The organism is Gaetbulibacter aestuarii (genome assembly GCF_039537665.1).
GTDB lineage: Bacteria > Bacteroidota > Bacteroidia > Flavobacteriales > Flavobacteriaceae > Gaetbulibacter_A > Gaetbulibacter_A aestuarii.
The window spans coordinates 1,493,616-1,517,122 of record NZ_BAABAY010000001.1 but is presented as its reverse complement, the minus strand read 5'-3'; the positions used below and the strand labels follow the sequence as shown (position 1 = coordinate 1,517,122).

The 23,507-nt window shown below is 37.3% G+C and carries 26 protein-coding genes; 13 read left to right on the top strand and 13 right to left on the bottom strand.

Annotated elements, in window-relative coordinates; genetic code table 11:
* Window positions 1–41 precede the first annotated feature (41 nt).
* From lepB to ABD682_RS06790, 3 genes are read left to right on the top strand one after another with little or no spacing between them, the layout of a single operon-like run.
* A complete protein-coding gene (gene lepB / locus ABD682_RS06800) occupies window positions 42–1,619 on the top strand; it encodes a signal peptidase I (RefSeq protein ID WP_344740343.1) in 1,578 nt (525 codons plus the stop codon).
* Between the two features lie 36 nt (window positions 1,620–1,655).
* Entirely contained in the window at window positions 1,656–2,282 is a 627-nt protein-coding gene (locus ABD682_RS06795) for a WbqC family protein (protein ID WP_344740342.1), read from the top strand.
* A complete protein-coding gene (locus ABD682_RS06790; protein WP_344740341.1) occupies window positions 2,282–2,590 on the top strand; it encodes a DUF6122 family protein in 309 nt (102 codons plus the stop codon). Before ABD682_RS06795 ends, ABD682_RS06790 begins: the two co-directional genes overlap by 1 nt.
* 410 nt (window positions 2,591–3,000) lie before the next feature.
* Here the strand turns inward: ABD682_RS06790 and ABD682_RS06785 are convergent, their stop codons facing one another.
* Window positions 3,001–3,738, bottom strand: a complete 738-nt coding sequence (locus ABD682_RS06785) for an endonuclease/exonuclease/phosphatase family protein (RefSeq protein ID WP_344740340.1) — start codon at window positions 3,736–3,738, stop codon at window positions 3,001–3,003.
* An 85-nt stretch (window positions 3,739–3,823) separates the two neighbouring features.
* Here ABD682_RS06785 and ABD682_RS06780 point away from each other — a divergent pair, with 85 nt between their 5' ends.
* Window positions 3,824–4,009, top strand: a complete 186-nt coding sequence (locus ABD682_RS06780; protein ID WP_344740339.1) for a hypothetical protein — start codon at window positions 3,824–3,826, stop codon at window positions 4,007–4,009.
* Window positions 4,010–4,048: 39 nt separating this feature from the next.
* On the opposite strand, the gene ABD682_RS06775 is transcribed toward ABD682_RS06780, so the two are convergent.
* From ABD682_RS06775 to ABD682_RS06745, 7 genes are all read right to left on the bottom strand, one after another.
* Complete coding sequence (locus tag ABD682_RS06775) at window positions 4,049–4,894, bottom strand: rhomboid family intramembrane serine protease (RefSeq protein ID WP_344740338.1); 846 nt, start codon at window positions 4,892–4,894, stop codon at window positions 4,049–4,051.
* Window positions 4,894–5,643: a rhomboid family intramembrane serine protease gene (locus tag ABD682_RS06770; RefSeq protein WP_344740337.1), complete on the bottom strand. Its 750-nt coding sequence runs from the start codon at window positions 5,641–5,643 to the stop codon at window positions 4,894–4,896. The genes ABD682_RS06775 and ABD682_RS06770 overlap by 1 nt, the downstream gene beginning before the upstream one ends.
* Window positions 5,644–5,645: 2 nt before the next feature.
* The gene (gene mutL, locus ABD682_RS06765; protein WP_344740336.1) at window positions 5,646–7,502 is read right to left on the bottom strand and encodes a DNA mismatch repair endonuclease MutL; all 1,857 of its coding nucleotides are present in this window, start codon (window positions 7,500–7,502) and stop codon (window positions 5,646–5,648) included.
* Window positions 7,503–7,506: 4 nt separating this feature from the next.
* A complete protein-coding gene (locus ABD682_RS06760) occupies window positions 7,507–7,797 on the bottom strand; it encodes a riboflavin synthase subunit beta (RefSeq protein ID WP_344740335.1) in 291 nt (96 codons plus the stop codon).
* Window positions 7,798–7,808: 11 nt separating this feature from the next.
* Window positions 7,809–8,048, bottom strand: coding sequence for a hypothetical protein (locus tag ABD682_RS06755; protein ID WP_344740334.1), 240 nt, complete (start codon window positions 8,046–8,048; stop codon window positions 7,809–7,811).
* Window positions 8,049–8,213: 165 nt separating this feature from the next.
* Complete coding sequence (gene ribH, locus ABD682_RS06750) at window positions 8,214–8,699, bottom strand: 6,7-dimethyl-8-ribityllumazine synthase (protein WP_344740333.1); 486 nt, start codon at window positions 8,697–8,699, stop codon at window positions 8,214–8,216.
* A 12-nt stretch (window positions 8,700–8,711) separates the two neighbouring features.
* Complete coding sequence (locus tag ABD682_RS06745) at window positions 8,712–9,482, bottom strand: tetratricopeptide repeat protein (RefSeq protein WP_344740332.1); 771 nt, start codon at window positions 9,480–9,482, stop codon at window positions 8,712–8,714.
* A gap of 146 nt (window positions 9,483–9,628) precedes the next feature.
* Between ABD682_RS06745 and recF the strand changes: the two genes are divergently transcribed.
* The 3 genes from recF (at window position 9,629) to ABD682_RS06730 (ending at window position 11,295) form a co-directional block, all read left to right on the top strand.
* Window positions 9,629–10,708, top strand: coding sequence for a DNA replication/repair protein RecF (gene recF / locus ABD682_RS06740; protein ID WP_344740331.1), 1,080 nt, complete (start codon window positions 9,629–9,631; stop codon window positions 10,706–10,708).
* Window positions 10,709–10,710: 2 nt separating this feature from the next.
* Window positions 10,711–11,007 carry a DciA family protein gene (locus ABD682_RS06735; protein WP_344740330.1) on the top strand — a complete coding sequence of 99 codons (297 nt, stop codon included), beginning with the start codon at window positions 10,711–10,713 and terminating at the stop codon, window positions 11,005–11,007.
* Between the two features lie 96 nt (window positions 11,008–11,103).
* Window positions 11,104–11,295, top strand: a complete 192-nt coding sequence (locus tag ABD682_RS06730) for a cold-shock protein (RefSeq protein ID WP_344740329.1) — start codon at window positions 11,104–11,106, stop codon at window positions 11,293–11,295.
* A gap of 146 nt (window positions 11,296–11,441) precedes the next feature.
* Here the strand turns inward: ABD682_RS06730 and ABD682_RS06725 are convergent, their stop codons facing one another.
* On the bottom strand, window positions 11,442–11,861 hold the full coding sequence (locus tag ABD682_RS06725; RefSeq protein ID WP_344740328.1) for a nucleoside-diphosphate kinase: 420 nt from the start codon (window positions 11,859–11,861) through the stop codon (window positions 11,442–11,444).
* Window positions 11,862–12,056: 195 nt separating this feature from the next.
* Between ABD682_RS06725 and ABD682_RS06720 the strand changes: the two genes are divergently transcribed.
* Genes ABD682_RS06720 through ABD682_RS06700 form a run of 5 tightly spaced genes read left to right on the top strand, consistent with a single transcriptional unit; the run spans window position 12,057 to window position 16,234 of the window.
* Window positions 12,057–13,076: a DHH family phosphoesterase gene (locus ABD682_RS06720; protein ID WP_344740327.1), complete on the top strand. Its 1,020-nt coding sequence runs from the start codon at window positions 12,057–12,059 to the stop codon at window positions 13,074–13,076.
* Entirely contained in the window at window positions 13,069–13,611 is a 543-nt protein-coding gene (gene gldI / locus ABD682_RS06715; protein WP_344740326.1) for a gliding motility-associated peptidyl-prolyl isomerase GldI, read from the top strand. Before ABD682_RS06720 ends, gldI begins: the two co-directional genes overlap by 8 nt.
* A 2-nt stretch (window positions 13,612–13,613) precedes the next feature.
* Complete coding sequence (locus tag ABD682_RS06710; RefSeq protein ID WP_344740325.1) at window positions 13,614–14,756, top strand: peptidylprolyl isomerase; 1,143 nt, start codon at window positions 13,614–13,616, stop codon at window positions 14,754–14,756.
* Window positions 14,757–14,809: 53 nt separating this feature from the next.
* Window positions 14,810–15,730 (top strand): prolipoprotein diacylglyceryl transferase, encoded by a 921-nt coding sequence (gene lgt, locus ABD682_RS06705; protein WP_344740324.1) that lies wholly within the window; start codon window positions 14,810–14,812, stop codon window positions 15,728–15,730.
* Between the two features lie 9 nt (window positions 15,731–15,739).
* Entirely contained in the window at window positions 15,740–16,234 is a 495-nt protein-coding gene (locus ABD682_RS06700) for a DUF192 domain-containing protein (RefSeq protein ID WP_344740323.1), read from the top strand.
* Window positions 16,235–16,329: 95 nt separating this feature from the next.
* Here ABD682_RS06700 and secDF read toward each other — a convergent pair whose 3' ends face one another.
* The 4 genes from secDF to ABD682_RS06680 all read right to left on the bottom strand — a co-directional run bounded on the left by secDF (window position 16,330) and on the right by ABD682_RS06680 (window position 22,367).
* Window positions 16,330–19,305, bottom strand: a complete 2,976-nt coding sequence (secDF, locus tag ABD682_RS06695) for a protein translocase subunit SecDF (RefSeq protein WP_344740322.1) — start codon at window positions 19,303–19,305, stop codon at window positions 16,330–16,332.
* 174 nt (window positions 19,306–19,479) lie between these two features.
* Window positions 19,480–20,094 (bottom strand): hypothetical protein, encoded by a 615-nt coding sequence (locus tag ABD682_RS06690; RefSeq protein WP_344740321.1) that lies wholly within the window; start codon window positions 20,092–20,094, stop codon window positions 19,480–19,482.
* Between the two features lie 74 nt (window positions 20,095–20,168).
* Window positions 20,169–21,095 carry a malate dehydrogenase gene (mdh, locus tag ABD682_RS06685; protein WP_344740320.1) on the bottom strand — a complete coding sequence of 309 codons (927 nt, stop codon included), beginning with the start codon at window positions 21,093–21,095 and terminating at the stop codon, window positions 20,169–20,171.
* A gap of 234 nt (window positions 21,096–21,329) precedes the next feature.
* On the bottom strand, window positions 21,330–22,367 hold the full coding sequence (locus tag ABD682_RS06680; RefSeq protein WP_344740319.1) for a DUF6588 family protein: 1,038 nt from the start codon (window positions 22,365–22,367) through the stop codon (window positions 21,330–21,332).
* 333 nt (window positions 22,368–22,700) lie between these two features.
* Here ABD682_RS06680 and ABD682_RS06675 point away from each other — a divergent pair, with 333 nt between their 5' ends.
* Complete coding sequence (locus tag ABD682_RS06675) at window positions 22,701–23,483, top strand: zinc metalloprotease (protein WP_344740318.1); 783 nt, start codon at window positions 22,701–22,703, stop codon at window positions 23,481–23,483.
* Window positions 23,484–23,507: the final 24 nt, after the last annotated feature.

The window sequence follows — 23,507 nt, the reverse complement described above, 5'->3', positions numbered from 1 at the left end:
CTCTAGTTTTACTACTAACTAAAGAATAAAAAATTAAAATTATGACATTCTCGCAGTGGTTTATTTTTATCCTGATCATTCAAATTATTCACGGATTAGGAACCTGGAAACTCTACCAAAAAGCTGGTCGTAAAGCCTGGGAAGCCTTTGTCCCACTATATAACGGTATTATTTTACTGAAAATAATTAAACGCCCATGGTGGTGGATCATTCTATTGTTTTTACCCATCGTGAACCTGATCATGTTCATTATTGTTTGGGTAGAAACTGCGAGAAGTTTTGGTAAAAACACGTACCTCGACACCTTTTTGGCCGTGGTTACACTAGGCTTTTACAACTTTTACCTAAACTATGTTGCCAATGTTGAATATATTGAAGACCGAAGTTTACAACCCAAGTCTTCTTCGGGCGATTGGGTAAGTTCCATTTTATTTGCCATTGTGGCGGCAACGATCGTTCATACCTATTTTATTCAGCCTTTCACCATTCCGTCTTCGTCCTTAGAAAAATCCTTATTGGTAGGCGATTTCCTTTTTGTGAGTAAATTTAATTATGGAGCCCGTGTACCTATGACTACAGTAGCGGCTCCTATGGTTCACGATACTATTCCCGGACTTGGCATTAAATCCTATCTTTTTAGTGATGATTACGAAAACAGAAAATCCGCCTGGGAGAATACGTTTGAATTACCTTATATGCGTTTACCGGGTTTTCAAAAAATAAAACATAACGACATAGTCGTTTTTAATCAGCCAGCAGATACCTTGCTGGATATGAACCAGTTCAAACCAGACCGGAATTATTACAAGCCCATCGATAAAAAGACCAATTTAGTGAAACGTTGTGTTGGGCTGCCAGGCGATACGCTTGAGGTTCGAAATGGTTATGTGTATATTAACGGTAAGCAAAATAAATTACCCGGAACCGCGCAATTACAGTTTAGTTATTTAGTACAACCTAAAAACTACCAGTTCAATCCAAAGGTCATGAAAGATCGTTACGATATTACTGACGGTTTTGGTATCATGAACGCACAGAATACCTATTATTTCTCAGCGATTTCTGATGAAGCCTACAACAAGTTCAAAGACAACCCTAACGTGTTAAGTATTCAGAAAAACATCGCTGAAAAAGGCGTTTGGAATCCGGATATTTTTCCTCAGGATTCTACCTATAATTGGAATGTTGATTTCTTCGGTCCGCTTTACATTCCGGAAAAAGGAAAAAGTATCAACATCACCACGAAAAATTTACCATTATACAAACGTGTTATTACCGAATATGAAGGCAACACTTTAAGCGTTAAGGACGGTCAGATAATTATCAACGATAAACCAGCTAACCGTTATACCTTCAAGCAGAATTATTACTGGATGATGGGTGATAACCGCCACAATTCCGTAGATGCCCGCCGCTGGGGCTTTGTACCTTTCGATCATGTGGTTGGCAAACCAATATTCATTTGGATGAGCTGGGATGGTAAACACCCGCGTTGGGATCGTTTCTTTACTACCGTAAATGGTGATAAGAAACCAACCTCCTATTTCATTCCGTTTTTGATAGCTCTGTTCGCTTATTTGGGCTATTCGAAATTCAGAAAACGCAAGAAAAAAGCCTAGTTAATGAGGTTGCTAAAATTTTAAATCTGGTTTTTCATGATAGTTTTACTGCATCCAACCTATTTCCCTAACATAGCATCTTTTTCAGCTATGGCACAAGCGGAAAGGGTACATTTTGAAATGCAGGATAATTATGTAAAACAAACCTATAGAAATCGCTGTTACATTTACGGCGCAAACGGAAAATTAGCTTTAAATATTCCCGTTATTTTCACTCAAAAAAATAGACAGAGATACAAGGATGTCAAAATTTTTAATGAGGAGAATTGGCAGAGTCAGCACTGGAAATCACTGCTCTCAGCCTATCGTACCTCGCCCTTTTTCGAGTATTTTGAAGACGAGCTACGGCCCTTATTCAAAAACGAAGTTACTTTCTTACTAGACTATAATTTAAAATGCTTTGAAACCATTTGCGACTGCTTACAAATTGACTTGAATCCTAAGAAAACTGAAGAATTTCAGGCACAACCGGAAGCATCAATTAAAGATCTTCGCTATTTGGTAAACGCAAAAAAAGAGCCGACTTTCAATTTCCAAACCTATACTCAGGTTTTCGAAACAAAACATGGTTTTTTACCAAACCTAAGCATTCTCGATCTCCTGTTTAACGAAGGTCCTAATGCAGTAAATTATCTGGAATCCCAAACCCTTAACTTCCGGTAATGCTACAAAATCTGGTACATTACGGCACGCACCTCCTCTTACCTCTAATGGTGGCGCTCGTATTTTATCCAAAACAATGGAAAGTCGCCTATGTGATCATGCTCGCTTGTATTCTAATCGACGTAGATCATGTATTTGCCACACCCATTTTCGATCCCAACCGCTGTAGCATCAACTTTCATCCGCTGCATCAATATTGGGCCATAGGCATTTATGTGGCATTATTATTTTTCAAAAAAACACGCCTTTTAGGCCTCGGTTTGCTTATTCACATCCTCGCCGATGTTTTAGATTGTAGTTTTATGTAATTTTGGACGTTACCACAAGGGTCGGGCTTTCGGCAGTCGCGCTTTGCAAGGCGCTCCAACAAAGCCTCAATCCCTGCCTGCCGGCAGGCAGGCCTAACGTGGGTATTCGTTTTCATTTGATCCTTTTTCATTACGAAACACTTGTCATCCTATGTTGTCATTCCCGCGAAAGCGGTAATCTAAAAGATCTATTTTACAAACCCCATAATGGATTCCTGCTTACTCAGGAATTGCTCCATGAACCCTTATTGCGAGCAAGCGAAGCAATCTGTTTCTTTGGATTCCTTTCTTAAGATTACCACGTCACTGCGTTCCTCGTAATGACGAAACGAACCGTCATTGCGAGCAAGTGAGGCAATCTGTTTCAAAAGATTACCACGTTGCTGCGCTTCTCGTAATGACGAAGTGGTTTATTCCTTCTTCAAACTCAAGGTCGCCGAAATAGGATAATGATCCGAAAATTTTTGGGTATAGCTCTGATATCCATTAACTACAAAAGCCGGATCGGCGAGGATAAAATCGATCCGCATGGGAAAGTATTTCAACGGAAAAGATTTAATATAATACGAGCTGCCAAAACCGGAACCCGCTTCTTTAAAGGTATCATTCAAGTCCCCTTTGATCTTGCGATAAACATAGGAAAAAGCGGTATTGTTAAAATCACCGCAAATGATCATTTTGTAATGGCATTGCGCCTTATGTTTTAAAAACAATTCCGTTTGAGACTGTTGCATTTTAAAGGTGCTTCCAATCCGCTTGATAAGGCGCTCCGATTTTTCCTTTTTCAAGCTGTCTACATTCGTATTGATTCGTAGCGATTGTAAATGCACATTGTATACCCGAATTGTATCCTGCTTTTTTACAATATCAATAAAAATGGCATTGTTACCGGTATGAGGAAATTCTATAGAACCCTTGTTTATTATAGGAAATTGGGAAAAAATCGCCTGCCCATATTTCGTGCGTTTCCCTGCAATCTTTTCAAATTTATATTTAAAAATAGAAAGATCAATATCGCTATGAGGATGGTATTCCTGGAAACTCAAAATATCGGGGGACTCTTTTTTAATAAAATCGGCAATCTTATCTTCAATATGGTCTTCCGGAATCCATTTGTACAAATTGAACAAACGGACATTGTAATTCATAACCTTAAAATTCCCGGGATCTTCTACCCTTTTTTCACTAGAAAATTTATACAAGGTCCCAAATAAAAAATACCCCAAAAGTAAAATGGTAAAAGATAAAAATAACTCCCGCTTTAGTAATACCAACCAATACAAAAAGAATAATGCATTAATAATTATGAGGATTGATACCCCTAAATTTAAAACTGATAAAAAAGCAAAAGTTTTGGGTGGTAAGTACGGCAAAATGAAAGATAGAAGCAAAAGCAACGCAAAAAACACATTGATATAATAAATTAGCTTATTGGAGATGCTGCGCTTTCTCATGTAACTATTTACCGGCTCTGAATAAATATTCCTTTTCTTCTTCGGTTAAACTATCGTAACCACTTTTACTGATTTTATCCAGAATAACGTCGATTTTCTTTTGGTCATTAAACTCACCAAAATCAGATTTAGTATAACCGCCTACCTTACTTTTATTCTTATGAACGGTTTTTAATGGCCCTTTCTTTTTGAATTTAAAAAAGTCGACTATACCATCCATAAACTTTGCAAAACCGGAACCGATATCCTTGCCTTTTGTTAGTTGTTTTGCGTAGAAATACCCTAAAATGGCACCTCCTAAATGAGCCAAATTACCTCCGGAATTCACTCCAAATACACCTATGATATCCAGAATAACCACGAAGGCTCCGATATACCATAATTTGATATTAAAAGTAAAAACGCGTAATTCCTGATTGGGCATATAAGCACACAAAAAGATAAGTAAGGCCCGAACCGCAGCAGAAGCACCAACAAGGTAATTCCGTCCAAAGGTCTCTGGAAATAGAGAATAACAAGCTACAAACAAAATTCCGCCACTTATAGCTCCAAGAAAATAAACATTCAAAGCCATTTTCGCACTGAACAGATTTAAGAACATGCGCCCTATAACATACAACCACAACATATTAAATAGGATGTGAAGTGGTTCATAATGCAAAAAGGCATAGGTTACGATTGTCCATGGTTTTACAATGGCCTCAGAAAAATCACTTGGCAATTCAAACCAGAAAAAATATTTTCGAAGAACCAGACTCAATAAAAAAATGATCACGTTTACCACAATGATCTTTTCGAGAACATTGAGACGGGCGTATTTATACTTTATGTCTTGTAAAAAATCGCTCATTAATACCAGCGTTTGTTATTAAACTGATTCTTTTTCCAGTACCACATAATTATAAAACCTATCAAAGCTCCTCCAACGTGGGCAAAAAATGCGGTATTACTCGGACTAAAGAACGATTTTCCGGTTAGTCCTGATATCAAATCTAAAATAATAATTCCCGGAATAAAATATTTCGCTTTGATTGGGATCGGCAAGAAGATCATCATCAATCTAGCCTCGGGATTCATCATTCCAAAAGCCGCTAAAATTCCCATAATACAGCCCGATGCTCCTACCATTACCGCATTATAGAATGGAAAAATATGTCGTAATTGATCCACTTGTAATTGGGATAAAGCTCCAGATGTTTGTCCGCTAGTGAGCATAGATTTTATACTTTCAGCAGTTAAACCTGAATTCAATAAAGCGTTATAATCCGGTAAATATTGCCAGTAATAATATCCAGTTTGTAATGCTACGGCACCCAATCCGGCAGAAAAATATATAAATAGAAATCGTTTTGAGCCTAATACCTGTTCTACAGGGGAGCCAAACATCCACAGGGCTAACATATTAAAACCAATGTGCATAAAATTAGCATGCATGAACATGTGGGTTACTACTTGCCAGGGTTCGAAGGCCTTATTATTTGGGAAATGCATCGCAAATAGACTATCAAACATACCGTTTCTACCTATAGTAAGCATCCCAACAAAAACAATCACATTGATAATTATCAAATGTTTAACGGTATCTGTAATTCGCATCATAACTATATAAATTTTTTATCCAGTTCATCAACGCTCATCGTGATAAACGTGGGTTTATTAGTAGGAGAAACATTGGGTTCTTTACAAGCAAACAACTTATTTACCAAATGTTCCTGTTCATCTTTTTGTAAATGTTGGCCGGTTTTAATCGCTAAACTTTTGGCAATGGATTTGGCCAACAGATCCACGGCACTAAAATGCGTGTCGGGTACATCATTCTCAACATCGCGTAACAAAGCCTCCAAAATAATGGACACCTCACTTTCGGAAACGCCAACCGGTACACCACTTACCGAAACCGTTTCGTTTTTCACTTCATCAAAAATAAAACCGGCTGCTTCAAGATCCTCCTTCAATTGTGAGATCATCGCAATTTCCTGTTTTGAAAAATGCATCGTCAATGGAAAAAGCAATTGCTGGGTTACCGCTTCTTTTATCGTAATATTTTTTAAATAGTCTTCATATAAGATACGTTGATGCGCCCGGTGTTGGTCTATCACCAACATACCCGATTTAATCGGACTTACAATGTATTTATTATGAAGTTGATAAGTACTTTGATTATTAAGGTTTTCCTGTGTATCATCGAACATTGAGGTTGTTTCTGGGTCGCTTTCAAAATGAACCTCACTGAAATTATCCGAACTTTCGGAACTTTTTGATTCCAGGCCTACATACAGGCTTTCCCATTGTTGTGGTGCAGGCTTACTAAAACGACTGCTCTGTTGTTTCGGTCTGGAAGCCGTTTCCTCTCGGAACGGATTAAAATTCCGATCTACCTCGATACCCGGAGCACTAGCCGGTTTATTTCTTAAATGATAAGGTGTTTGTAAATTCTCATCCTGATCGAAATCTAAAACGGGAGCAATATTGAATTGCCCTAAACTATGCTTTACCGCTGAACGCAAAAGGGCATAAATCGTATGTTCATCATCGAACTTTATTTCGGTTTTTGTAGGATGAATATTGATATCGATGGTTTGCGGATCAACCTCAAGATATAGAAAATAGCTTGGATGTGTACCTTGTTTTAAAAGTCCTTCGAAAGCCGCTCCAATGGCGTGATTTAAATACGGACTTTTAATAAACCTGTGATTCACAAAGAAATACTGTTCGCCACGCGTTTTTTTAGCAAACTCAGGCTTGCCCACAAAACCGGAAATATTTACAACTTCGGTCTCTTCGGTTACCGGTACCAGTTTCTCATTCGTTTTACTTCCAAAAATATTCACGATGCGTTGCCGATAATTGCTCACAGGCAAATTAAAACTTTCGCTTCCATTGTGATACATAGAAAAACTTAAACCGGGATGTGCCATAGCGACCCGATGAAACTCATCAATGATGTGTCGTAATTCTACTGAATTCGACTTTAAAAAATTCCGCCTTGCGGGAATATTAAAAAAGAGGTTTTTAACTGAAACGGAGGTCCCTTTTGGTGTTACAACCACCTCCTGAGAACTTATCTCACTTCCTTCAATAACCAGGGCCGTCCCTACTTCATCCCCAATTTGCTTGGTTTTTAGTTCAACATGGGCTATGGCCGCGATACTGGCTAGCGCCTCACCACGAAATCCCTTGGTATGCAATTGAAAAAGGTCTTCAGCAGATCGAATTTTTGATGTGGCATGCCGTTCAAAACTCAAACGGGCATCTGTTGGACTCATGCCATTACCATCATCAATAACCTGAATAAGGGTTTTACCCGCATCCTTCACAATAAGTTTTATGGTTTGGGCCTCCGCATCTATGGCGTTTTCCATAAGTTCCTTAACTACTGAGGCTGGTCGTTGTACAACTTCTCCAGCAGCAATTTGGTTTGCGACATGGTCTGGTAAAAGCTGTATGACGTCTGACATAGATTTATTTAGAAAAGAAGATAGATAAATCGAAATCGATTATGAATAAAAATATTAAAACCAGGATACCAATAATAATAAGCACACGTCTGTTGGCTTCACGATTTGGGTTATCTTTATAATCACTCCAGGCTTTTTTGAACTTAGTTTTAAGTCCTTTTTGACTTCCAACTGTCTGTCTGAAATCATCAAACTTATGCTTCATTTCAAACGGACTACCATCCTTACCTTTATTATCAAAATAACGAGGCATGTAGTTGAAACGCTTATTTCTTCGTGTGCTAAAAATTCCCATAATCTTATTTTTTATTGAATGTATTTATGTTGTAACATGTAAATACAAATCAATAATAATACCAAAACAATGAGCAAGGTACGCATCGAAAACATAGGGCGCGATTTACGTCTTGCACGACGTTCTTCCCGCCATTGCCTCAGAAATGCTTTGTTGTCATCTTCTGCTTCACCATCGGCAGTCCGCGCTTGATTTTCCTGAGAAAATTTAGGCTGATAATTAAAGCGTCTGGGTTTACGTTGTTTGAACATGATGCTCCTCTGGTTATCCTTCAAAAGTACTTAAAAATAGGCAGAAACCTAAACGGGATTTGGCAAAAATTGTTAACAAAGCTGAAGATGAAAAATCAACTTACAAAGTTACCATGAGGTAATCACCAAGGTAACCGAAATTTTAGAAAGTGAATGCGATGTTACTTAGCTATTCTTGCGAAGTTCTGCCATTTTGATGGCTGCAATAGCGGCTTCAGTCCCTTTATTGCCATGCTTACCACCGGCGCGGTCCTTAGCTTGTTGCAAGGTATTATCAGTTAGAACACAAAAAATAACGGGCGTTTCACCCTTAACATTCAAATCTTTGATGCCCTGTGAAACAGCCTCGCAAACAAAATCGAAATGCTTGGTTTCTCCCTGGATCACGCTTCCTATGGCAATAATAGCATTCACCATACGATCTTGCATTTTTTTACATCCATATACCAGTTCAAAACTTCCGGGCACGTTCCAACGAATAATATTGCTGGGCAAAACACCATTTTCTATTAAAGCGTCATAAGCCCCCTGATAAAGATTTTCGGTGATACTATCATTCCACTCAGAAACAACAATCCCAAACCGAAATTTACTCGCGTCTGGGATTGTTGCTTTATCGTATTGTGATAAATTTTTATTTGCCGTAGCCATATTACCTTGGAATTATTTCTTGGCAAGCACCTCAGCTTTACCGATAAAAACCTCAACTGATTCTGCCTCAGACGATTTTGGATAATCCTCTTTAATACGCTTAAAATATTTAAGCGCTTTATCAGCTTGTCCAAGATCTAAAGCAGTTGTTCCGGCCTTAAATAAATACATTGGTGTGGTGTATTCGTTATCGCGCATGTTCGCAGCTTCTTCATAATATCCTAAAGCATCTTCAGGTTGATTCAACTGAATAAAAGCATCTCCAATATTTCCCTTCGCTAAAGGCGCAAGGATCTCATCATCACTTTCAAAATCACTTAAATATGTCACAGCATTTTGGTAATCCTTTAATTTTAAATAGGCTGTTCCGGCATAGTAGTTCGCTAAGTTAGCTGCATCTGTGCCACCGTACTGATCGATAATGTCTAACATTCCAAATTTTCCTTCACCACCATTTAGCGCCAAATTATACAATGAATCGTTGTCTGCGTCATTAATAGCTTCATTGAAGTATTTCTGTGCCTGGAACATATCGTTCATCGCAGTGGTTTGTTTTGGCTTGTGAATGAACTCCTTATAAACCAAAGAGCCCAGAACAACTACCGCAACAATTCCGATGATAATGAATATATATTTTTGGTTTTTCTGTACAAAATCCTCAGTCTTCGAGGCCGTTTCATCCAGGGTATTAAATACACCCGCCGTGGTTGATTGCTCTTCAATAGCGTTTTGCTTGTCCTCTTTCGTTTTAGGTTTGTGACCTCTCTTTTTATACGTAGCCATGCTAAAAGTCTTATGCTTGTTTATTGTGGCGCAAAAATATAATTTTTCTTCCTAACTAAAAGCGTATTTATTTGATATTTTTCAATAATTTGCATATCCTTTTGAGCTAAAAACACCAAAGCAACGCGTATAAAGTCGTTTCCTATATGATTTTAAAATCCCTTTCCCTACTCAATTATAAAAACTTCGACAGTAAAGTGTTCCAATTCAATGCTAAAATTAATTGTGTGGTTGGAAATAACGGTATTGGAAAAACCAATGTACTGGATGCCATTTACCACTTGTCCTTTGGAAAAAGTTACTTTAACCCGATAGCCACCCAAAACATAAAACACGACGAGGATTTTTTTGTGGTTCAAGGTGATTATGATAAAGAAGGGACTGAAGAAAAAATCATTGTTAGTCTGAAACGGGGACAAAAAAAAGTGATCAAGCGAAATGGTAAACCTTATGAAAAGTTTAGCGAGCATATTGGATTTTTACCCTTGGTGATCATTTCACCGGCCGATCGCGACTTAATCATAGAAGGCAGTGACACAAGAAGAAAATTTATTGACAGTGTTATTTCACAGGGCGACAAAAGTTACCTCAATGCCCTTATCAATTATAATAAAGTACTCGCCCAACGCAATGCATTATTAAAATATTTCGTATTAAATCATACCTACAACCAAGATACTTTAGATGTTTATAACACACAACTTAACGATTACGGACAGGTTATTTTTGATAAACGCGATGCCTTTTTAAAGACCTTTATTCCTATTTTCAAAGATCGATATCTCGCCATAAGTAATGGTAATGAAGTGGTTTCACTAAGTTATAAAAGTGATCTTTTCGATTCAGATCTTAAAACACTGCTTGAAAAAAACATTGGTAAAGACCGCAGCTTGCAATACACCAGTGTTGGTATTCATAAGGACGACCTTTTATTCGATATTGAAGAGCATCCCATCAAAAAATTCGGGAGTCAGGGACAACAAAAATCGTTTTTGATTGCTTTGAAGCTGGCTCAATTCGATTTTATAAAAAACCAAAGTGGCGTAAATCCTATTTTGCTCCTCGATGATATTTTCGATAAATTAGATGAAAATCGAGTCGCACAAATAATCAAATTGGTGGATGATGAAAATTTCGGACAGTTATTTATTAGCGATACCCATGCTGATCGTACTGAGAACGCCGTAAAACAAGTTCATCAATCCTACGAAATATTTAAATTATAGTTATGGCAAAACGAAACAATGAACATTTGAGTCTTAGTGATGCCTTAAAGGAATTTGTTGAGACCAACAAACTTGAGGGCGGACTGAACAAAGTTCATGTTGCCGAGGCCTGGCGGGAATTAATGGGTAACGGCGTAAACAACTACACCACGAGCGTAAATCTGGAGCATGATACTTTATATGTAAAACTCAGTTCTAGCGTATTACGCGAAGAACTAAGCTACGGAAAGCAAAAAATAATCAACATGCTTAACGAAGCGCTGGGTAAACCCCTTATTAAAAAACTGATTTTAAGATAATTAATTCTTAAAAATAATTTGAAATAAACACTTTTATTCCTACAACATATCACAATTTACCGTACCTTTGTTGCAAAATTTATTAATTATTACATAATGACAAAAGGTACAGTAAAATTCTTCAACGACACTAAAGGTTTTGGTTTTATCGTTGAGGATGACACACAAAAAGAACATTTCGTACACGTTTCCGGTTTAACTGAAGAAATTCGTCAAGGCGATAACGTAGAATTCGATTTACAAGAAGGAAGAAAAGGGCTAAACGCCGTAAACGTAAGAGTAATCTAAGATATACACTTTCAAACTTTCATTAAAAAAAGGGAACCAGTTTAGGTTCCCTTTTTTAGTTTATATCTCTTTGGGCGTTCCCCAGCGGGTCGGGCTTTCCGCGCTACAAGGTAGCTTGCTTCAATCCCTAACGCGGCAGCAGTAATTTAAAACATCTCCCGACCGGAAAAATGAAATGCGCCTTCTATAGCTGCATTTTCATCACTATCACTACCGTGAATAGCGTTTTCACCAATCGATTTTGCGTAAAGTTTTCTAATGGTTCCTTCAGCTGCTTCCTCAGGATTTGTTGCGCCTATTAAAGTTCTAAAATCCTCAACCGCATTGTCTTTTTCTAAAATAGCTGCTACAATAGGGCCACTGGTCATGTACTCAACAAGTTCCCCAAAAAACGGACGCTCTTTATGGATCGCATAAAATGTTTTAGCATCCGCAGCAGTCATTTGTGTTAATTTCATAGCCACAATCCGGAATCCTGAAGCTGATATTTTTTCTAATATCGCACCAATGTGTCCGTTCTCAACAGCATCAGGCTTAATCATGGTAAATGTTCTATTTGTTGCCATTTTGTTTTTTTAAAAATTTTGGCAAAAGTACAGCTTTTTAAAGGAAACTCTACTACCGGTAATAAAAAACTTTTTACTTTAAAATTTATGGCTATTTCAGACCATCGATGAAATTTTAAATCTAATTAACAAATCCCATTAAAAGTACGTTAATCTCTTGTACCTGTATTTTATTAAATTGTATATTCGCTTTCTATGACGCTAAAAGATTTTTCCAATATAAAAAAGCTTCTTGAAACGGAGCATAACATAGTCATTGTAACCCATAAGAATCCCGATGGCGACGCTATGGGTTCCAGCCTTGGATTATACCACTTTTTAAATGCGTATCAGCAAAATGTGCAGGTTATTGTACCCAATGATTATCCTTCATTTTTAAAATGGATGCCCGGACATGAATCAGTTCTCAAATTTGATACTCAAACTGAGATTTCTGAAGCCCAAATCAATAATGCAGATATTATTTTCGCTCTGGATTTTAATGCTTTTCATCGCACCGGCGACATGGAGAAACCCCTTGAGAAAAGCAAGGCATTGAAGATCATGATCGATCACCATCAGGAACCTGAGCCTTTTGCAAAATATATGTACAGCGATGTTAATATGAGTTCCACCTCCGAAATGATCTATCATTTTATAGACGAACTCGATGGATTACAACACATGAATCGGGAGATTGCCACCTGTTTATATACAGGAATTATGACTGATACCGGTTCTTTTCGTTTTTCTTCCACCACCAGTTTAACACATCAGGTTATTGCACATCTTATTGATGCTGGCGCTAAAAACAGTGATATTCACAACCACGTCTTTGATTCAAATAGCTATAATAGATTGCAACTCCTGGGCTGTGCACTCAGTAATTTAAAGGTTATTCCAGAATCCAGAACGGCGTATATAACCTTGTCACAGGAAGAACTTAATAAATTCCATTTTAGAAAAGGTGACACCGAAGGTTTCGTTAATTACGGATTATCATTGGAAAATGTTGTTCTCGCTGCTATTTTCATAGAAGATAAACAGGAAGGCATTGTAAAAATTTCGCTTCGCTCGGAGGGCAACTTCTCGGTAAACGCCATGGCGCGCGAGCACTTCAACGGTGGGGGGCATATCAATGCTGCCGGAGGAAAAAGTCATTTATCTTTAAAAGATACCGTTGAAAAATTTATTAGTATATTGCCTGAGTATAATAAAGCCCTGAACGATGAATAAATTAATGCTATTGGTTTTAACATTGGCCCTTTTTAACTGCAAATCGCAAGAAGCCAGAAAACCAATTACCACCAAAACGGGTTCTTTCATTGATGAATCGATCGCCCGCAATAAAGCACTCAATGCCAGAGAGTATGCTAGTATTGAAAAGATCATGAAGCAAAATGATAATCATTACCTGACCTCAGAGCACGGTTTTTGGTATTACTACAACACTAAAACCGAGGCTGATTCACTAGCCACACCGGCTTTTGGAGATATTATTAATTACGATTACAACGTAAAATCATTAAATGGTCAATTGATCTATTCCAAAAATGACCTGAAAAATCAGGATTACGTTGTGGATAAAGAAGAATTATTTTCAGGACTTCGTGAAGGTTTAAAATTAATGAAACCAGGGGAAACCGTAACTTTCATTTTCCCTTCTCAAAAAGCATATGGGTACTACGGCGACGAATATAAAATAGGTCGTAACGAACCACTTATTTGCGAAGTTACATTAAATTCTATCAGTCAAAATCAAACCAATTAACCATGGTATTATCAAAGCCTGTTTTTAGGGTTTTAGGTTTATTACTTGTTTTAAATTTAAGTGCCTGCAAAGCACAATACCCCGATTTAAAGGATGGGCTTTATGCCGAATTCGTAACCAACAAAGGCACCATGCTGGCAGAACTTTACTATAAAAAGGCCCCGGCAACTGTTGCTAATTTTGTATCACTCGCAGAGGGCGATAACCCTCTGGCAGACAGCATTTACAAAGGTAAAAAGTTTTATAACGGACTTTTATTTCATCGCGTTGTAAAAGATTTTGTTATCCAGGGTGGTGATCCTACAGGAACTGGTAAAGGCGGACCCGGCTATAAATTTAACGACGAGTTTTCACCGGATCTAAAGCACGATAAAAAAGGAATTCTTGCCATGGCCAATTCAGGCTATAATACCAACGGAAGTCAATTTTATATAACCCTTAAAGAAACACCCTGGTTAAATGCTTACGACGAGGATGGAATTTTAAAACCCTGCGAGAACAGCAGGATAAGTTGCCATACCGTTTTTGGAGAAATTATTAAAGGTTTGCAGGTTATTGATACAATAGAACAAAAGGACACTATTGAAGAGGTTAATATTATAAGAAAGGGAAGTGAAGCCAAGAATTTTGATGCTCCGGAAGTATTTTTAGAAGCGCTTAAAAAAGCAGAACGTCAAGAAAAGGAGAAAGCCGAAAAAGAAGCCGCACTACTCCGATCGAATAAAGAAAAATTTGAAAAACAAAAAGAAAAAGCCGTTGCCTTGCCTTCAGGTTTAAAGTATTTTATTTCGAAAAAAGGAAATGGTCCAAAACTCAATGAAACTTCTGATGTTTTAGCGCATTATTCTCTTTATTTTGAAAATGGAAAACTCCTTGAGACCAGTGAACTTAAGACTGCCGAGGCTAACAATATGGTTAATGAACAGCGCAAAGAAGCGAACGGCTATCAACCCATTAATTGCGACTTGAGTCCGGATGCCCAAATGATCGCAGGATTTAAAGAAGGTCTCAGACAATTAAGTGTTGGCGATAGAGCTACCCTATTCATTCCTTATTATCTCGCATACGGGGAATACGGTATGCCGGGTATACCTCCAAAGACCAACCTGATTTTTGTAGTAGAAGTTACAGAACTAATAAACTAAAGTTACATAAAGACCTTTGCTTTTAATTATCTTTATGCCGAAAAATTAAGACCATGCAGCTATTAAAATTTGATTGGAATCCGTTAACGGGTATCGACATTGTTGGGAACTTCAAACTCCACTTTTATAGTTTAATGTGGGTAGTAGCCTTTATATTAGGTTGGTACATCATGAAATATATTTACAAAAAGGAAAAGGTAGATTTAAAATACCTCGATCCTTTATTTATGTACACGGTGCTTTCAACCATGATCGGTGCACGTTTAGGACATGTCTTATTTTATCAATCCGAACTGATAACTCAGGATTTTTTCAGCATCTTCTTACCCTTTAAATTTAAAGGCGGATTCGAGTTTACAGGGTTTCAAGGACTGGCGAGTCATGGTGCTGCTATCGGGATCATCATCGGTTTATATTTATACCGAAGAAAATACAAGTACAAATCTTTAATTTGGATTCTGGATCGTGTTGTTATTTCAGTAGCTTCGGGCGCGGTGTTCATCCGTATCGGTAATTTCATTAATTCTGAGATCATTGGAAAAGTAACAAACTCTGATTTGGGCGTTCGCTTTATCCAAAACTATTATAACCGTTATGAAGCCGTTAGACTAACCGGAATTAAAAATGTTCATAAAGCTTATGACGCTATTGGCAAAAATAAAGAACTGGTAGATCAGGTACCCTTCAGACATCCTGCACAGCTTTATGAGTCCTTTTGTTATATTTTCGTGTTTCTGATTTTATGGTATTTTTATTCTAAAACTGATAAAAAGAACCAAACCGGATTCCTTTTTGGATTATTCTTAATTCTGCTTTGGACGGTTCGTTTCTTTGTGGAATTTGTAAAAGAACCTCAAGGAGATGAATACATCAATTGGTTTGGTTTAGATACCGGACAATGGCTAAGTATTCCGTTTATTTTGATCGGATTATACTTTATGTTTCAATACAAACCGAAACAACCTGTAAAATAAATTCAAATCATGAATGCGAAGACTGTTTCTCTGGCTTCACTAATTGCGTTAGGCACATTTAGTTTATCTCTGAATGTGTCCTGTAAAGACCACAGCAAAGCCGTTAAACAAACGAAGATCACCTTTAAAAAAGAAGGCACACTTACCATTTTTAAAAAAGATAGTACCACTATTCCTTTGGAAATAGAAATTGCGGATACAGAATTTGATCGGGAAACCGGACTCATGTATCGCAATACCATGAAAAATGATCGCGGCATGCTGTTCGTATTTCAGGATGAAGCACCCCGCTATTTCTATATGAAAAATACCGAAATTCCATTAGATATTATTTATTTAGATGCCAATCAAAAGATCGTAAGTATTCAAAAAAATGCAGAACCTTTCAATGAAGGCTCTTTACCTTCCGAAGGTCCTGCTAAATATGTTTTGGAGGTAAATGGCGGTTTATCGGATGTATGGAAGCTTTCTGCAGGAGATTCAATTGCTTTCAAAAAAGATTAATTCTCTTTTATTCTTCTTTTTATTTCAAAATAAAAAAAGCCTGTCAACTCACGTTAACAGGCTTTAAAGAACAATTGAATTAGTCAGTTCCTTTTTTATTTATCGTCTTCTTTCTTATTTACAGAATCGTACATAATTGGTGTTGCAATAAATAACGATGAATACGTACCTACCACAATACCCACAATTAATGCGAACATAAAGCCTCGGATGGAATCTCCACCAAAAATGAAGATGGCCAATAATACCACCAAGGTGGTAAGCGAGGTGTTCAAGGTTCTACTTAATGTGCTGCTCAAGGATAAGTTGATCACTTTATTAAGCGGCCATTTTGTGTGCTCATTAAAATATTCCCTGATCCTATCGAATACTACCACAGTATCGTTCAGCGAGTAACCAATTACCGTTAGGATCGCCGCGATGAAAGACTGATCGATCTCCATAGTGAAAGGCATGAATTTATAGGTTAATGAGAATATACCAAGTGTAATTAATACATCATGGAATACGGCAACTACGGCACCTAAAGAGAACTGCCAACGTTTGAAACGTAATAGAATATACAAGAATACAACAAGTAAGGATCCTAAAACGGCCCAAACAGATTCTTGCTTAATGTCATCGGCAATCGTTGGCGTTACTTTATCATACTTCAATAAACCAACCGTTTTTGTATCTGAGTCACTAATAAAGTCATCATACGTCAGGCCTTCCAAATACGGTTGTAAAGCCTTGAACAACATATTTCTCATTTCTTCATCAACTTCACTGCTGGCTTCATTCACTTTGTATTTCGTAGTGATCTTCAATTGATTTGCAGTACCAAATGTTTTTACTTCTGCACTACCAAAAACATCTGTAAGAACACCTTCAATTTCAGTCGGACTTACATCATGAGCGAAACGTACTTGATAGGTTCTACCCCCAACGAAATCTACACCTTGATCAAGTCCGTTTGTAAATAACGACCCTAAACTGATCAAAATGGCTGTTCCAGATGCGATATACGCAATCTTACGTTTTTTCAAGAAATTAACGTTAATGTTCTTGAACAGGTTTTTCGTAATTGCAGTCGTGAAGGTAAGATGACTCTTTTTACCAATATACCAGTCAATTAATAAACGGGTTATGAAAATAGCCGTGAACAAAGATGTACCAATACCAATTAATAAGGTAGTTGCAAAACCTTTAATAGGTCCGGAACCAAAAATGAATAAGATTAAAGCGGTTAACCCGGTTGTAATGTTAGCATCTAAAATAGATGATAAAGCATTGCTGAAACCATCATTAATGGAGTCGCGCAGACCTTTACCTTTGTCCAACTCTTCCCTGATCCTCTCATAGATAAGTACGTTCGCATCCACTGACATACCGATTGTTAATACGATACCTGCAATACCAGGCAAGGTTAACACGGCGCCGAGACCCGAGAGGACCCCGAAAATCAGCAAGAGGTTTAGCAACATGGCAATATCGGCATAACCACCGGCTTTACCGTAGTAAACTAGCATCCAAATTAATACTAAAGCTAAAGCAATTAAGAATGATGTTGTACCACTATCAATAGATTCCTGACCTAAAGACGGACCTACAACTTCACTTTGAATAATATCGGCAGATGCAGGTAATTTACCGGCACGTAGTACGTTGGCTAAATCGATCGCTTCATTCAGGGTAAAGTTTCCTGAAATAGATGAATTACCACCGGTAATAGGACCATTGGATACACCCGGTGCAGAATAAACAATATCATCAAGTACAATGGCTATATAACCTTTATCATTATAAGCTTTCGTGGTCATTTCTTCCCAGATCTTTGCCCCTTTGGAGTTCATCTGCATAGAAACCTCCGGCTTATTGGTTTGACCAAAAGCTTGACGAGCATCGACAATTACAGAACCACTTAATTCAGGAACATCATCACGATTTCCAACTAAAGCATATAAATTGATAAGTTCGCTGTCATCTTGTGCTTTTCCAAAAGCAAATTTAGTATAGCGTTGTTCCGGAGGCAATAAAGAACGGATCTGCGGCATATTTAAATAACGCTTCACCTTATCTTTATCCTTCTCGTTGATCATTGCTATGGCAGCTGGATTTGGCGTTTGGAACAATAAACTTGTTAGCGGATTGCTTTCGGGTTTTACAGCTGTAGAATCTGTAGCTGCTTCACCTAAAAGATCATCAATAGTTGAATCTTGTCCGGCATCCTCAGCATCCTGTGACTTTTTCGCTTTTTCTTCATCCTGATTGCCTACAATATCTTTTAAAGCTTCGTTAGCCTGTGATAAGAATGTATAAATTGCCTGACTTTTATTTACCTCCCAAAATTCTAATTGGGCAGTATTTTGTAATAAACGTATGGCACGCTCCTTATCCTTCACTCCAGGTAATTCTACAAGAATTCGACCTGAAGTTCCTAAACGCTGAATAGTTGGTTGGGTAACACCAAATTCATCAATACGCTTACGTAATACCTCAAAAGCAGAAACGATAGATTCATCAACTTTTTTCTCGATGATCGTTTTCACCTCATCATCAGTCATGGTTCCGTTAATTTCACCATCCAAAGCTTTGGTATAAAAAATATCAGGTGAAGCTAATTTGGTATCTCCTTTAATTTTGTCAAAAGCTATAAAGAAATCCTCTAAATAGGTATTCTGACTGTTCTTTTGCATTTCGCTAGCGTCATCCAAGGCTTTATTAAAAACCGGATTTTTAGAATGGTTTGCCAGACCTAGCAAAATATCTTTCACCGAAATCTGCAGCGTTACACTTACACCACCTTTAAGGTCTAAACCTAACGGCATAGCCTTTTCTTTAACTTGATTATAAGTAAACTTAGCGATTCCGATGTTAAATACGGTATCGTTGGCGATGGAATCTAAGTACCGGGCCTCTTCCTTACTTCGCAATTCGCGATAATTGGCTTCGGAAGCAGGAATTTTATTGATGGCTACATTCTCAGCCTCATTTTCTATAGCACTATTTTTGAAGGTAAATGATAATTGGTAGATACTTACCAAACCAAACAAAATAGCAAATAGTCTTACTAATCCTTTGTTTTGCATTGTTTTATATTTTGTGTCAAATTTTTTTAGAAACGCGCAAATATATAGTTTACGCTACGATTTGACAATAATTATTTTGTAATTAATGATTCGTTGTTTTTTGTACTGAAGTCGTTGCTTAAGAAAGTCTATTTAGAAAATTTTCAATACGAATTTTCAAGAGAGACCTTGTTATTAGCAATTAGGTCCGGCGCGAACCTGAGGTGTTCTTTGTGAAACGTGGCGCTTTAACTTAGCGCTATAATCAGCCGGTTTCGGCGTATTTTTGTTGAAATATGATAGTTGGTAAGGATCATCAAAATGACAAGTCAATACTTTATTTGGTTCAAAAAAATGTTCTGTTTTTAATTTTAGAACAGGTACAGACACACCATTTAAATCCAGATGATTTGGATCTTGCTTTTGAATCTCAAAAATATCAAGCTTATAGGATAAGGTATGATCATTTACGGGCGATTGTGGAGCCTCTTGATTTTCTGCAGATGCGGTAACATCAACATCTAAGGCCTCATCTTCAGAAAAAGTTTTCCTTACATCAGCAATGGCCTTTTCGCTATGGTAACAAATGTGAAGCGTTCCATTTTCCTGATCCTTGATTTTAATATTGGTAACGCCTAAATGTTCCAGCTGCGCCTTAATACCTGCAATGGTACTTTGGGCGGCATCTGAATGAATAGCTACGTCATGAAATTGAATGACAATCTCTTGATTAGGCGCCTGATTTTTGTGCAGAGATAGCACGCCTAGAACCGCCAATAAAACAATTAGAATGTAGCTTTTTAATCGCATGGGCCAAATATAAAAAAATAAAGACTGTATTTCTACAGTCTTTAGTTAAATATTATGAAGGGTTTTAGTGCTTATTAAACATCTAATAAACCATTTGTTTTTCGAACGCCTTCTGCACTTGTTTGCATGTGTTCTTTCTCTGCATCACTTAATGGCACATCAACAATTTTTTCAATACCATCTCTACCTAAAATCACAGGAACACCAATACAAATGTCATTCAAACCGTATTCACCTTCCAGTAAGGTAGAACAAGGGAACATTTTCTTCTGGTCGCAGGCAATAGCTTGTACCAAACCACTTACGGCAGCTCCGGGAGCATACCAGGCAGAAGTTCCTAAAAGTTTAGTTAAAGTAGCACCTCCTACTTTAGTATCTTCAGCTACCTGATTTAAGCGTTCTTCACTTAAAAACTCGGAAACTTTAATACTATTTCTTGTGGCATGTGAGGTTAAAGGAACCATTCCTGTATCACTGTGACCTCCAATTACCATACCGTCTACATCGCTAATCGGAGCATCCAAAGCTTCTGCTAAACGATATTTAAAACGAGCTGAATCCAAGGCACCACCCATTCCAATAATTTTGTTCTTTGGTAAATTGGACGTTTTGTGTACCAAATAGGTCATGGTATCCATAGGGTTACTCACTACAATAATCACCGCATTTGGAGAGTTCTTGATCAAATTAGAAGATACATCTTTAACAATGCCTGCATTAATTCCGATAAGTTCTTCCCGTGTCATCCCTGGTTTTCTTGGAATCCCGGAGGTAATAACACAAATATCACTATCAGCTGTTTTACTGTAATCGTTGGTTACGCCGGTAATTTTAGTATCAAATCCGTTTAAAGAAGCACATTGCATTAAATCCATGGCCTTTCCTTCGGCATAGCCTTCTTTAATGTCTAATAATACGACTTCGGATGCAAAATTCTTCAATGCAATATATTCTGCACAACTGGCACCAACAGCACCGGCACCTACAACTGTAACTTTCATAAAATGTATTTTTATATGTTTTGATTAATATACGTTTAATTGGCGACTTTTGCATTGCTTAAAAACCGCTGAAGCAGCGCCATGTAAAACAACGAAAGTCATGCAAAATTACGAATTAATAAGCGTTAAATAAAAAAAGGCACAAGATAAAAATCCTGTACCTTTTAATAAGTAACAATAACTAAACTAACTAAAACTAATAATCATTATTCATGAAAATTAAAACTAAATATTTTATCTAAAACCGAAGTGTAATCCAACGGAAACCGCATCGAAATCAGAGATGTGATATTCTGCGTTTATTCTGAATACACTCAGCTTTAATTTTACGCCTACCGTGCCCCGAACATCTGATACTTTACTTGATACGGAAAACGGATCGGTCGTGCTTGTTGGTATGCCCAAAATAGGGTCGTTAAATGTATACGTACCTAATAAATCAGTATTTGACTTACCTGAAATATATCCAAGACCACCATAAACATTAAATACAGGCAACTTGGTTGAGGCAATTAATTCTAATAACACCGTATTAGTACCTGTTTCTAAACGCTGGTTATTACCGCTAACTCCTGATGACTCGGTGATATCATACTTGCCATCTAAATGCGTATAGGCCACCAAACCTGAAATAGCCACAGGCAATATTTTATCAGCCGGTAACCATTTGGTAAATTCCATTTGCAAGCCAGCACCATACATACTAATATCTGTATCCTTGGTTTTTATTTTTGGTAAAAAACGGGCTTTTACTTCAATACCTTTAATTAAACCTACAGCACCTTGAATAAAGGCAGTAGGCAAAAGTTTACCTGTACTGTTTCCAATACCATCCGGAAGGGTAATTGTTTCTGTTCGGCTAAGGCCTGTGTTGGAATCGGTGTATGTAACTTCAATATCAACATCAGGATTATTTTCTCCTAAAGCTGTGGACACCATTTTTGTACTGGAACCATCTGCAAAGGCTACGGTATAATCTTGATTTGGATTATTATAATCTGCTATATCCATTAAAAAGGATTTATGCTTGTCCTTATACAGAGCAGCATTGGTAATAATAGAAATCTCAAATCCACCCAGGGGTTTAGCATCAGCAGTATTAAACCAGTTGGCATTCATACTGTGAATAAGCCCATTTGTAGCAGGGGCCAAATAATCGTTCGCAAATCGAGCGGCATTTTCCTTTCCGGCAGTTAATAACTCATCAAAATTTTGAGCTTTTACAGAAAGTGTTGCTAAAATCAGCAACGAGAACAAACATAACTTTTTCATTTATAACATAGATTTGGAGATACAAACATAGTAAAAATTTCTTTCAAAACAACATTTTATCGAAAAAAATTGCGTTTTACCGATGTTTTTATCAGATTAAACATAAAATTTGACTAGTCAAGTCATTTTCGGCGAAAGCCTTTTTAAGGTATTTGTAGGTTAAATTTTTATTGATAAGCCAAAAATATAATAGTTTTCAAAATACTTACATACCTTTAGGCGTTTTATATTTACATTTTAAAACCTCAATCGCGAAAATTGCGTAAATGTTACGGATTGAAACAGTAACCTGCCAAGCAGAGAGCTGTTTGTAATATTTAAACCCGAACCAAAATGAAACGTAAACTCTTTGTTCTTTTTTTAGTTCTTACTGTATTTTACAGTTGTTCTAAAGATGAGCCAATTAGTAGTCAGGGTGGGACCACCGTTGTTAATAAGGCCATCAATAGACAAACCACCGGGAGTTCTGCCCACGACTTGTTATCTGACGATAAATTTACCAGCATGGTTGTTGAATTGGTTTATGTAGAGGGTTATGAGCCCAGCACGACAACCGAGACCAATTTTTTAAACTTTTTGCAACAACATACTTATAAACCCTCAGGAATTACAGTTAAAAAACGTTCCATTCCTTCACCGGGACAAGAGGTTTACACCATTGACGATATCGCCCAGATTGAACGGGATAATCGTCTTTATTATAATTCTGATAAAACTGTAGCGGTTTGGGCCTATTTTTCTGATGGCAAATCCGATAAGGATGCCGCCGATGGAAGTACCGTTATTCTAGGAACAGCCTACTGGAATACCTCTTATGTTATTTACGAAAAAACAGTTAAAAGTTTAAGTGGGGGACCCTTTGCTCCCAGCCAATCCTTATTGGAATCTACTGTTATTTTCCACGAATTTGGTCATCTTTTTGGTTTAGTGAACCTCGGATCTCCTATGCAAACCGATCATGAGGATGTTCCAAATCATCCGCATCATTGTACAGACCAATCCTGTTTGATGTATTGGGCTACAGAATCCTCAATAGGTATTTCGAACATAAGTAATACCCCTCCGGATTTTGATTCTCAATGTTTAGCTGATATACAAGCTAACGGAGGTAAATAAAATTTAATAAGATAAATCACATCT

What these genes read in the sequence shown, in the direction of transcription:
- recF (WP_344740331.1), top strand. Translation starts at nt 9,629, where the DNA reads ATGATTTTAAAATCCCTTTCCCTACTCAATTATAAAAACTTCGACAGT.
- ABD682_RS06790 (WP_344740341.1), top strand. Translation starts at nt 2,282, where the DNA reads ATGCTACAAAATCTGGTACATTACGGCACGCACCTCCTCTTACCTCTA.
- ABD682_RS06745 (WP_344740332.1), bottom strand. Translation starts at nt 9,482, where the DNA reads ATGGCTACGTATAAAAAGAGAGGTCACAAACCTAAAACGAAAGAGGAC.
- ABD682_RS06710 (WP_344740325.1), top strand. Translation starts at nt 13,614, where the DNA reads ATGGTATTATCAAAGCCTGTTTTTAGGGTTTTAGGTTTATTACTTGTT.
- ABD682_RS06725 (WP_344740328.1), bottom strand. Translation starts at nt 11,861, where the DNA reads ATGGCAACAAATAGAACATTTACCATGATTAAGCCTGATGCTGTTGAG.
- mutL (WP_344740336.1), bottom strand. Translation starts at nt 7,502, where the DNA reads ATGTCAGACGTCATACAGCTTTTACCAGACCATGTCGCAAACCAAATT.
- ribH (WP_344740333.1), bottom strand. Translation starts at nt 8,699, where the DNA reads ATGGCTACGGCAAATAAAAATTTATCACAATACGATAAAGCAACAATC.
- ABD682_RS06770 (WP_344740337.1), bottom strand. Translation starts at nt 5,643, where the DNA reads ATGATGCGAATTACAGATACCGTTAAACATTTGATAATTATCAATGTG.
- mdh (WP_344740320.1), bottom strand. Translation starts at nt 21,095, where the DNA reads ATGAAAGTTACAGTTGTAGGTGCCGGTGCTGTTGGTGCCAGTTGTGCA.
- secDF (WP_344740322.1), bottom strand. Translation starts at nt 19,305, where the DNA reads ATGCAAAACAAAGGATTAGTAAGACTATTTGCTATTTTGTTTGGTTTG.
- ABD682_RS06775 (WP_344740338.1), bottom strand. Translation starts at nt 4,894, where the DNA reads ATGAGCGATTTTTTACAAGACATAAAGTATAAATACGCCCGTCTCAAT.
- ABD682_RS06760 (WP_344740335.1), bottom strand. Translation starts at nt 7,797, where the DNA reads ATGGGAATTTTTAGCACACGAAGAAATAAGCGTTTCAACTACATGCCT.
- ABD682_RS06680 (WP_344740319.1), bottom strand. Translation starts at nt 22,367, where the DNA reads ATGAAAAAGTTATGTTTGTTCTCGTTGCTGATTTTAGCAACACTTTCT.
- ABD682_RS06795 (WP_344740342.1), top strand. Translation starts at nt 1,656, where the DNA reads ATGATAGTTTTACTGCATCCAACCTATTTCCCTAACATAGCATCTTTT.
- ABD682_RS06755 (WP_344740334.1), bottom strand. Translation starts at nt 8,048, where the DNA reads ATGTTCAAACAACGTAAACCCAGACGCTTTAATTATCAGCCTAAATTT.
- ABD682_RS06675 (WP_344740318.1), top strand. Translation starts at nt 22,701, where the DNA reads ATGAAACGTAAACTCTTTGTTCTTTTTTTAGTTCTTACTGTATTTTAC.
- ABD682_RS06735 (WP_344740330.1), top strand. Translation starts at nt 10,711, where the DNA reads ATGGCAAAACGAAACAATGAACATTTGAGTCTTAGTGATGCCTTAAAG.
- ABD682_RS06785 (WP_344740340.1), bottom strand. Translation starts at nt 3,738, where the DNA reads ATGAATTACAATGTCCGTTTGTTCAATTTGTACAAATGGATTCCGGAA.
- lgt (WP_344740324.1), top strand. Translation starts at nt 14,810, where the DNA reads ATGCAGCTATTAAAATTTGATTGGAATCCGTTAACGGGTATCGACATT.
- ABD682_RS06720 (WP_344740327.1), top strand. Translation starts at nt 12,057, where the DNA reads ATGACGCTAAAAGATTTTTCCAATATAAAAAAGCTTCTTGAAACGGAG.
- ABD682_RS06690 (WP_344740321.1), bottom strand. Translation starts at nt 20,094, where the DNA reads ATGCGATTAAAAAGCTACATTCTAATTGTTTTATTGGCGGTTCTAGGC.
- ABD682_RS06700 (WP_344740323.1), top strand. Translation starts at nt 15,740, where the DNA reads ATGAATGCGAAGACTGTTTCTCTGGCTTCACTAATTGCGTTAGGCACA.
- gldI (WP_344740326.1), top strand. Translation starts at nt 13,069, where the DNA reads ATGAATAAATTAATGCTATTGGTTTTAACATTGGCCCTTTTTAACTGC.
- ABD682_RS06780 (WP_344740339.1), top strand. Translation starts at nt 3,824, where the DNA reads ATGGTAAAAGATAAAAATAACTCCCGCTTTAGTAATACCAACCAATAC.
- ABD682_RS06730 (WP_344740329.1), top strand. Translation starts at nt 11,104, where the DNA reads ATGACAAAAGGTACAGTAAAATTCTTCAACGACACTAAAGGTTTTGGT.
- lepB (WP_344740343.1), top strand. Translation starts at nt 42, where the DNA reads ATGACATTCTCGCAGTGGTTTATTTTTATCCTGATCATTCAAATTATT.